The following is a 10,530-nucleotide window of genomic DNA, read 5'->3' on the forward strand; positions in this document are numbered from 1 at the left end:
CGTATCCAAATGGATAGAGCGGTTCTTCTTTCATGTATCTGTACGTTCTTCCTTTCATTGAGTAATCAGTAAATGGAGGTAGTTGGTCTACTGATTTTACAAACGTTATCGGTAATCTTCCAGCTGGATTGTATTTTCCCAATATTACATCAGCTAACGCTGTACCTCCTTCTTCTCCTGGATACCAACATTCTATTATTGCTGCTATGTTTTCTTGTGCCCAGTTTATTGTTATAGGGCTTCCATTGAATAACGCTAATATAATTGGTTTACCTGTTTTGTGTATCTCTTTTAGTAATTGTTCTTGTATCCTTGGTAGACTTAAATCCGGTCTGTCTCCTTTGTAATCAGTATTTAAATATGCTAACCCTTCTTCTCCTTCTATCTTTGGAGATATCCCTAAACACATTATTACTACATCTGATCTTTCTGCATATGATATGGCTTCTGAAAATCTGGGATTGGGTGGAAATCCCCATTCGTTCTCTTTTGGAGTTGTTAAATCACACCCTTGTGAATAATAAACTTTTACATCTTCTCCTACAGCTTTTCTTATTCCTTCTAAAGCAGTTACATATTTTGATGGTGTTCCATTGTAATTCCCTAACAACACATCTACGTTGTCTGCATTTGGCCCTATAACTGCTATCGATTTTATCTTTTCTTTATTTAGTGGGAGTAAGTTGCCTTCGTTTTTTAGTAATACTATTGTTTTTTTTGCCATTTCTAAGGCTAATCTTCTATGTTCTTCACAATCGTTTTTTTCAAAAGCTATGGATGCGTATTTCACTTCTTCTTCTGGATCAAACATGCCTAATTTGAACCTTGTTTTGAGTAGTCGTCTTACGGCTGTGTTTATTTCTTCTTCTGAAATTAAACCTTTTTCTACAGCTTTCTTTAAACTTTCATATGTCTTTCCACAGTTTAGATCACACCCTCGTTTTACTGATATGGCCGCCGCTTCTTCGGCCGTTTCAACAAATTTGTGGTGTTCATATATGTCTTGTATCGCTCCACAATCTGATACAAAATGTCCTTCAAATTTCCATTCTTTCCTTAATATGTCTTCTATTAGCATTTTGCTTGCACATGCTGGCTCACCGTTTACCCTGTTGTATGCACCCATAACAGCTTCTACTTTACCTTCTTTTACTGCATCTCTGAATGCAGGTAAATATGTTTCTCTTAAATCTTTTAAGCTTACTTGGGCATTGAATTGATGTCTCAACATCTCAGGTCCACTGTGAACGGCATAGTGTTTAGCGCATGCTGCAGTTTTTAGATATTTAGGATCGTCACCTTGCATTCCTTTTATGAACGCTACACCAAGTCTACCGGTTAAATATGGGTCTTCTCCATACGTTTCTTGGCCTCGTCCCCATCTGGGGTCTCTGAATATGTTTATGTTAGGACTCCAGAACGTTAAACCTTTAAAAATATTTCTATCGTTTTTTCTAATAAATTCATGGTATTTGGCTCTTGCTTCATCAGATATAACTGACGCTACTTTAAACATCATCTCTTCATCGAAAGATGCCCCCATCCCTATGGCTTGTGGAAAAACAGTAGCTATACCAGCGTTAGCAACTCCATGTAAAGCTTCATTCCACCAGTTGTATGCCGGAACATTTAACCTTTTAATCTCTTTTGAACTGTAAATCATCTGTGATATCTTTTCTTCTAAAGTCATTTTGTTTAACAAATCTTCTACTCTGTCTTTTATATTATTGTTTATATCCTTACCTGTTTCGACTTTTTTATTGTTCATTTTTCTGCCTCCAAAAAAATTTTACAAAATAGTGTTTAACTAGAGTGTTTAAATAGAGTGTTTAACTAGAGTCTTTCACACTAAAGCATTCAAAGAAACGAAAGGTGTGAAAAATTTTGTTACTTCCTACCTGTTGGCTCAAGAAATGGGAGTAAATATTTAAAGTTTGGCCAATGTGCATATGGAATCATATAAGGATTTTCTGCACCAGGCCAATTGGTCCAGAAATATTCATCCCACGCTATAATACCTGGATAACCAAATGTTGGAATTGTAGGCATTTCTTCTATAAGTATTTTTAAACCTTCCATGCCAAGTTCAAGGTTTCTTGGATCGTCCCAATCTAATTTTTCCATCTTATCTATAACCTCATCCATCCGTGAATCAGCCCATCTCGCAGGCGCCCCATCATTTCCAACCGCATATTCTCCAATTGATTTATAATATTTAGAATGCCATACATTAAAAACTCTATGTAAATCTGCATGTCCTCCCCACGCTTCCATAGCAGGCCATGAGACAGAAACATCAAAATTACCTAATAAACTCTCTGTTACTAATCCTTCGCTTGTTACTATTTCTACATTAATACCAAAATTTCTCCATTGTTGAGCAGCAGCTATGGCATTTTTATATCGAGGCCCTGTAGAACTAGTATCACTAAGTATTGTAATCTTCCACGGAGTACCATCTGGCAATAACCATTTACCATTTCTATCTCTCTTAAATCCATTTCTGATGAGTAATTGTTCTGCTACGTCTGGTGCATATTTCCACCATCCAGGCCCAAACATTTCTTTGAGTTCATCTATATCATCTGGTACTTTATATCCTCTTTCTTTTGCATATTGAGCAGCTCTAAGAGTTGCAGAAGAATCGTATGGCTTGAAAAGTTCTCCGTTAACTTCTATATCTAAGGTGAAGTTTTTCAACCATTCTTCCATGGGTTCGTAATATATTTCTTGATAAAAAGGAATAGGAGGGATATGCAAAGCACCCATAACAGCAGCTCCATCGTATGCTATAGCAATATAATCAATTATATCTATTGCCAATGTTAATGCCCATCTTACATCTTTTATATTGTAGGGATATTTTTCATTATTGAGAGTTAATCCAGTTATACAAGGATCCACATTAACTATCCAGGGATATTGTTCCCTATATCCTCGTGAATAAGAATTTCTATTTAAAAGAACCTTAAATCCTTCAACATTGGGTTCAGCTACATCTAAGTTATGATTAATTTGAGCTATAATAGCATTCGTTTCATCTAAATGAGAATAAAATAAAACATAAGATGGCTGTGGTTCTCCAAACATAATCCCAGTTGGGGTTCTATCCCAATCTTTACGTTTTTCCCAAAGAGTCCAATAACCAGCTCTATCATAATCTTTCAGTACATAAGGCCCACTGCTTATTGGAGGATTAAAATCAAAAGATAAGGGATCTTCGACTTTTTCAAAAATGTGTTTTGGAAACGGCCTCCATCCTCCCCATCTATCAACAAAATTTGCATGAAATCTGGCATTTGGTTCTTTAAGTTCAAAAACTACTGTGTAATTATCTATTTTGTATATTGAATCCACATAGAGGTTTAATTGGTCATAATAAGCCATGCCAGGATATTTCATTGTTGTCTCTATTCCATAGACAATGTCGTCTGCAGTAATTTCAACACCATCACTCCAATAACATCCTTCCCTAAGTTTAACGGTCATTTTCGTGAAGTCGTCATTGTAGATAGGCCCTTCCACTGCTAATGAATTAATAACTTCCCCTCTCGCAGGTTCCATTGTCCAAAGAGGTTCTAACATTAATTGTTGAATTCCTCTGTTCGGAGTTCTCCAAGTTGTTACAAAAACATTAAAATTTCCAGGTGAAGAAGCCCTAGGCCCTGTTGTAATTAAAGTTGTTTCTCTTGGAAGCCCGACAAATTGTGAAAATCCAAGAGAAAATACTAAAACAATTATGGAAATAGTTACAAGAATTTTTCTCATTTCACTCACCTCTATCCTCTCTATAAAAATTTACTACAGCTACCTTACTAAACTCCAACCCTCTGCATGTAGAAAAAATTGCCATGTTTTAATTTGTTAACCCATGTAAATCTTTCTTAAAACAGTTTTATCTAGGATTCCCAATCTTTCGATAGTCTATTTATAGAACATTAATCATTATAAAGCCCCCGAAGGGGCTGGGAGGTGCGAAAAATTTTGTTATTTCCTACCTGTTGGCTCAAGAAAGGGGAGTAAATACTTAAAGTTCGGCCATGGATGACCAGCCCACATATATGGATTTTCAGCACCAGGCCAATTGGTCCAATAATATTCATCCCATCCTATTACACTTGGATAAGCAAAAGTTGGTATTGTTGGCATCTCTTCAACAAGTATCTTCAAACCTTCTATAGCTAATTCAATATTTAGAGGGTCATCCCAATTTAATTTTTCCATTTCGTCTACTATCTCATCTATCCTTGAATTAGTCCATCTTCCAAGTAAAGGTCCTTGACCAACAGCAGCTCTTTCACCCTTAGGTCTATAGTATTTAGAGTTGATATCATTAAACATACGGTGTAGATCAGGATGTCCTCCCCATGGCTCAAGTACAGGCCAATTATCACTTACTTCGAAATCCCCTACCGAGACTAAATTACTATGAGCTTCACTAGCCATTATGTTTACATCGATACCAAAATTTCTCCATTGTTGAGCAGCAGCGAGAGAATTTCTATATTGAGGGTGAGAAGGTGTTGGACTTGCTAATATATTTATTTTCCAAGGCTTTCCATCAGGTAACAACCATTTACCATTTCTATCTCTCTTAAATCCATTTCTGATGAGTAATTGTTCTGCTACGTCTGGTGCATATTTCCACCATCCAGGCCCAAACATTTCTTTGAGTTCGTCTATATCATCTGGTACTTTATATCCTCTTTCTTTTGCATATTGAGCAGCTCTAAGAGTTGCAGAAGAATCGTATGGCTTGAAAAGTTCTCCGTTAACTTCTATATCTAAGGTGAAGTTTTTCAACCATTCTTCCATGGGTTCATGATAAACTTGTTGATAAAATGGAGTAGGCGGAAGATGAATAGCACTCATTACAGAAGCCCCATCAAATGCAATTCCTATATAATCAACTATATCTATTGCCAATGTTAATGCCCATCTTACATCTTTTATATTATATGGATATACTTCATTATTAAATACCAAGCCTGTTATAGTTGGTTCTACAAGAACCCATGGATATTCTTTTCTATAACCCCTTGAGTAGGGATTCCTTTGTAAAAGAGCTCTAAATGCTTCCAATGTTAAATCTGATACCTCTAAATTATGATTAGCTTGAGCGATTACTTGACTTGTTGCGTCACCGTAATAATAAAACAAAACATAAGATGGTACAGGTTCTCCAAACATAATCCCAGTTGGAGTCCTATCCCAGTCTTTCCTTTTTTCCCACAATGTCCAATAACCAGCTCGATCATAATCTTTCAGTACATAAGGCCCACTACTTATTGGAGGATTAAAATCAAAAGTTACTGGGTCTTCCACCTTTTCAAATATATGTTTTGGAAAAGGTCTCCATGCACCCCATCTATCAACAAAATTTGTATGAAATCTCGCATTTGGTTCTTTAAGTTCAAAAACTACTGTATAATCATCTGTCTTATATACCCGATCAACATAAAGATTAAATACAGCATTATACGACATTTCGGAATATTTCATCGCCATTTCTACACCATAGACAATGTCGTCTGCAGTAATTTCAACACCATCACTCCAATAACATCCTTTTCTAAGTTTAACGGTCATTTTTGTGAAGTCGTCATTATAGATAGGACCTTCCGATGCTAAAGAATTAATAACTTCACCTCTTGAAGGTTCTATCATCCACAACGGTTCTAACATTAATTGTTGAATACCTCTATCTGGATTTCTCCACACACTTACAAAAACATTAAAATTAGCAGGTGTCCCAACTCTTCCAGTTAACGAATTAACAATCAATGTTTGTTCTCTGGGAATCCCGACTAGTTGGGAAAATCCGAGAAATGCTAACAAAACTATCATGGAAAAAGTTATAAACATCTTTCTCATTCCATTCACCTCCAAAAATTTGTAAGTTTTTCTATACCCTTACATACTCGATACCTACCATCTCTGCAAACAGTTCCCACCTCCTAGTAACATCACCTATGTTGAAGCATTGATGATGTGTCCCTCCGTTTTTGAGCCATTCTGTCATTGATTTTCTTACTCCGTTATCTGGTTTGAAATGAAAATAAGGCATTTCAACGTTTGGATAGTCTTCACTATCTAAAACTTCCCCCTTGGAAACAACCAACCTGAAATTTCCATTACTAATAGGAGCCAAAGAAACTATAGTTCCTTCGCCTGGTTGTACGTTGAATACAATTGTTGGAGGATTGTTTAGATCGCCTATTCCTAAAAATCTGTCTATGAGTTTAATTGGTTTGTCTTTTCTTGCAACTTTCCAGTTTCCTTCACCCATATGGCTCATGAAAACGGAATCTCTTTCAAAATCCATTGCGTACATCTCTGTAAAATGTCCATTTTCTCCCAAAATATGGCCTAATATCACAGCTGTTGCAGCAAGTGCATCTCCCTCGGCACCATACCCGTATCCTTTTGCCATTAGATTTGATGCGGCCATTAAAGGTAGTTGGTCAAATCTTCCATCATCTTTAACTGAGTCAAAATATATGCTGTATCCGTCGTATTCTCCATCTTTCAAAAATTTTTCAATCGCAACTTGGAATTTTGCAGCAAAATTGTACTGATCTTCTTTTATATTAGGATCGATTTCAAAGTTCTTAGCATTTTCTGCTTTTACCTTTTCAATTTCTTCTTTTGTTACTTTTTCAAGATAAGAGTAGACCTTACCCATGCTTTCATCAACCACTTCAACTCCAAGCTTTTTAAGTAATGCTGATGAATCAAAAGTGATATCCCCCATTCCCGGCATTCTTCCAACAACTGCGATTCTGGTTCTTTTTAAAGCTTTGGTTGCCTGCGCTGCTAAAGCCCAATCTTTCACAAAATTTTTAAATTCCTCTTCTTTCCAGTTTCCTGTTACAACGGGGCAATTTATTCCTAATCTAACTATTGCATTCATATTATCTTGTGCACCATGTATGCCTTGATTGTAGGTAAGATGTTCCATGTTCCATTCTTGAGTAACTGAGGGTAATGGTTGAACGTTTGCGAGCATTATCGGCAAGTTATTCCTTTTAAGGGCAGGAATGATTCTTTGACCTGGACTGTAAGTCAACATCATCATGATTATTCCATCTAACTCTTTATCGTTGTTGTAATCTTCAATGATTTCTTCTAAGTCTTTTCTTTCTCTTGCGGGCTTTATGAATTTGAAATCCGCAACGTCTTTTAACTCGTTAATTACTTCTTTAACGTAATTAGATTGTGTTTCAACGATATTAGGGTATGTTTTATCGTATAATTTTTGCATGATTCCTAAAATCCCAATTTTTGGCTTCCTTTTTATTATCATCATCACACCTCCGAAAGTAACTATAATATTATTTTTTAAAAACCTTCGTTTCTAAAATAACTATAATTTTGATATTTTGTGCATTATTTCTTTTGTGTTTTCATACAATTCTAAGAAAAGTTTGTAATATTGATCATATTTTTTGAAATTTTCTTTTTGTGCTTCTACTTTAGATTCTATTTTTATCCAATTTTTAATATCTTCTGGTTTATTAAATATTCCAGTTCCTAATCCCACAAGAAATGCGTCTCCTAAAGGAGCTTCTATGTTGTCAGATAGTTTTATCATATGATAACCAGTTACATCTGCAAATATCGACGTCCATAAGGTTGAATTAGCTACCCCTCCTACAATCCAACAATCAGAATTGAGTTTAATGCCTGAACTTTTTGCGGTTTCCATATTATGTCTTAAAGAATAAGCTGCCGATTCCATTAAAGCTCTGTAAATATGTTCTTTTTTGTGATAGAGCGATAGGCCTAATATGACTCCTCTTGAATCTGGATCCCAAATTGGTGATCTTTCCCCCATAAAATATGGAAGTACAATTAATCCTTCACTACCCAAAGGTATTTTTTTTGCTTTAAGTTCTAAAAGATCATATGGTGAATAGCCCGCTTGATCTCCAAAACTTTTCTCTAACTGGCCAAATTCATCAATAAACCAATTTACTAACGCTCCTGTTGTAGCACTTCCACCAAATGTATAAAGACAATTTTCTTCATTAACTACGTAAGGATAATTTACAAGCTGTGGCGTAGGCGGCTTTTTATCGTAAAGGAGAGTTCCCCAACAAGTTGAGGTTCCTGCCATAAAGACGTGTTCTCCTTCGTTTAACACTCCAGCACTGAGTTGTGCCATAGGCGCATCTATTCCACCAGAAATTATAGGGGTTCCTTCTTTTAATCCTGTTAATTTAGCCATTTCTTCTGTTAAATAACCTGCTATATCTTTAGAATGTAGAATCTTTTCAGGAAGCATATCTATCGGTATCCCTAAAGCTTCTCCCATCTCTTTTGACCAATTTTTTGTTCTTATATCAAATATTCCACCTAAATTACCTGCTGAACTGTAATCTGTTGAAAGCTCTCCTGTTAATTTGTAAATTACATAATCTTTTGGACTGACAAATTTGAATGTGTTTTTCCAAACATCTGGTAAATTGTTCCTTATCCACATAATTTTTGTAAAGCCAAAATAAGAATCCACATAATTTCCGGTAATTTCAAAAAGTTTATCTTTTGCAATATTTTCTTTAACCCATTGAGTTTCTTTCCAAGCTCTTCTATCCATCCAAATAAGACATGGATATATAGGATTCATATTCTTATCTACAGGAACACCTGATCCTCCGTAAAGACCGCTTAAAGATACTCCCGCAATTTCCGAAGGATTTATGTTAGCTTTTTCAACACTTTCTTTAAGAGTAGCAACAAAAGCATCTAACCAAATATTGGCATCTTGTTCTGCCCAAGAAGCCTTTGGTGTATTGACTTTGTAAGTTTTTGTTGCTTTGGAAACAAGATTCCCATTTTCATCTAATATAACCGTCTTTGTCCCTGTAGTACCTATGTCAGTTCCTATTAGATACATTGTTTATCCTCCTCAATTTTCTTATTTTGTTTGCCCATAATGTGAATGATGGAATTCGAAAAGCCGTTGAGCTTCTTCTTTATCTAAAGGTTGTGGATCCCCCATTGTTTTTGCAAGATAAGCAGTTTGAGCTACTTCTTCCAAAAAAATTGCTTTTCTGACTGCTTCGCTTATATCTTTGCCCATAACTATCACACCGTGTTTGCTTAAAAGAACCGCTCGTGCTTGATTGACTACTTCCATAACAGCTTTTCCTATTGCTTCTGTTCCAACAGGTGCATATGAAGAAATAGGTATTTCGACTCCAAATACATCAGCATGAGCGGTACTATAAACAGGAAGTGCCTGATTTAAAAGAGCAAATGAGGAAGCATAAGGAGAGTGTGTATGGATTATGCTTTTAACATCTTCTAATTGTTTGTATAAATACAAATGGGTTGCAGAATCAACAGAAGGTTTAAGTGCCCCTTCCACAACTTTTCCTTCCAAATCTATAACAACCATATCTTCAGCTTTTAATTTATCATAAGAAACCCCCGAAGGCTTAATAATGACATGTTTATCTATTCGAACACTGACGTTTCCACTGGTATATGCAACCAATCTGTACTTTTCGAGATTCATATGAGCTTCGTAGAGTTCTTTCTTTATTGTTTCATACATTCTATGAATTTCTCCTTTCTAATAAATATTTCTAAAGAGTTATAACCATTAAATGAAATTGAACTTGTATGATTTCAAAGTTACGACTTGTATGCTTAATTTGCTTAATATATAACAAGATGTATATACAAATTATAAACTTAGATTTTGTAATTACAAAATTTAATTGTAGTTAATTACAGTCAATTATTTTGAATTAAATACAAATAACTTGTATTATCAACTTTTTTCTTAGTTTTTGAAAAATAAAAGATACTTTAAAGAAATAAAATTTGAGAAGTTTATAAGCAGAAATTTTAGAATTAAAAATAATAAAAGTATTATAGAGGGATATAAAAAATTAATCTATTCTATTTTTGTAGAAAAAAGTAACCTTTAACAAAAATAGAATAGATCAATTTTATTTTATAAAACCGTTTTTTACTTATTTTTGTTATTTAATTAATTTCCTTTTTTAATTCATAAAAATTAAAAATTATTTAATAAATTCTTTTCACTTTTGAACTTTAGAGAGTATAGCAAAATCTTCTTTGAGAGAGATATATATTTTTTTATAAATCTCATAATAATTATCATATATTTCCATTTCTTCATAATTCGGTTCAATAATATCTTTAAATTTTATCCATTTTAAAACATCTTCAACTTTTTGACCATCTCCTAAAGCTGCTAACATTGCTGCTCCATATGCACCACCTTCATCTATTTCAGGTAATTTTACCGGCATTTTAAAGTTCGTGGCAACTATTTTTGCCCACGTCTTATTTTTTGCTCCTCCACCTACTATTCTCATATCTTTAATTATTGTTTTTCCTTTTATTAACTCATAAGAATCTCTTAATCCAAAAGTTATTCCTTCCATTGTTGATCTCAAGATATCATTTTCATTGTTAAGCGAGGATATCCCAAAAAACACTCCTCTCGCATTTGGATCTCTATGCGGTGTCCTTTCTCCATTTAAATACGGT

At 34.6% G+C, this 10,530-nt stretch carries 7 protein-coding genes; all 7 read right to left on the minus strand.

Annotated features, from left to right (window positions below; all coding sequences use genetic code 11):
* On the minus strand, positions 1-1,768 hold a 1,768-nt coding region (locus X924_RS06330; RefSeq protein ID WP_121958094.1), incomplete at its 3' end, for a glycoside hydrolase family 3 C-terminal domain-containing protein.
* A gap of 119 nt (positions 1,769-1,887) precedes the next feature.
* Complete coding sequence (locus X924_RS06335; protein WP_121958095.1) at positions 1,888-3,768, minus strand: ABC transporter substrate-binding protein; 1,881 nt, start codon at positions 3,766-3,768, stop codon at positions 1,888-1,890.
* A gap of 219 nt (positions 3,769-3,987) precedes the next feature.
* The gene (locus X924_RS06340; RefSeq protein WP_121958096.1) at positions 3,988-5,874 is read right to left on the minus strand and encodes an ABC transporter substrate-binding protein; all 1,887 of its coding nucleotides are present in this window, start codon (positions 5,872-5,874) and stop codon (positions 3,988-3,990) included.
* A gap of 31 nt (positions 5,875-5,905) precedes the next feature.
* Entirely contained in the window at positions 5,906-7,306 is a 1,401-nt protein-coding gene (locus X924_RS06345) for an L-fucose/L-arabinose isomerase family protein (protein ID WP_121958097.1), read from the minus strand.
* 60 nt (positions 7,307-7,366) lie between these two features.
* Positions 7,367-8,899 carry an FGGY-family carbohydrate kinase gene (locus X924_RS06350; protein ID WP_121958098.1) on the minus strand — a complete coding sequence of 511 codons (1,533 nt, stop codon included), beginning with the start codon at positions 8,897-8,899 and terminating at the stop codon, positions 7,367-7,369.
* A 21-nt stretch (positions 8,900-8,920) separates the two neighbouring features.
* Complete coding sequence (locus X924_RS06355; RefSeq protein WP_121958099.1) at positions 8,921-9,562, minus strand: L-ribulose-5-phosphate 4-epimerase; 642 nt, start codon at positions 9,560-9,562, stop codon at positions 8,921-8,923.
* A 493-nt stretch (positions 9,563-10,055) separates the two neighbouring features.
* A partial coding sequence (locus tag X924_RS06360) for an FGGY-family carbohydrate kinase (protein WP_255398029.1) occupies positions 10,056-10,530 on the minus strand: 475 nt, incomplete at its 5' end.

It is taken from the genome of Petrotoga sp. 9PWA.NaAc.5.4 (assembly GCF_002895485.1).
Lineage (GTDB): Bacteria > Thermotogota > Thermotogae > Petrotogales > Petrotogaceae > AZRK01.

Excerpts from the sequence above, each read along its gene's own strand:
- X924_RS06345 (WP_121958097.1), bottom strand. The coding sequence starts at position 7,306 with ATGATAATAAAAAGGAAGCCAAAAATTGGGATTTTAGGAATCATGCAA.
- X924_RS06355 (WP_121958099.1), bottom strand. The coding sequence starts at position 9,562 with ATGTATGAAACAATAAAGAAAGAACTCTACGAAGCTCATATGAATCTC.
- X924_RS06350 (WP_121958098.1), bottom strand. The coding sequence starts at position 8,899 with ATGTATCTAATAGGAACTGACATAGGTACTACAGGGACAAAGACGGTT.
- X924_RS06335 (WP_121958095.1), bottom strand. The coding sequence starts at position 3,768 with ATGAGAAAAATTCTTGTAACTATTTCCATAATTGTTTTAGTATTTTCT.
- X924_RS06340 (WP_121958096.1), bottom strand. The coding sequence starts at position 5,874 with ATGAGAAAGATGTTTATAACTTTTTCCATGATAGTTTTGTTAGCATTT.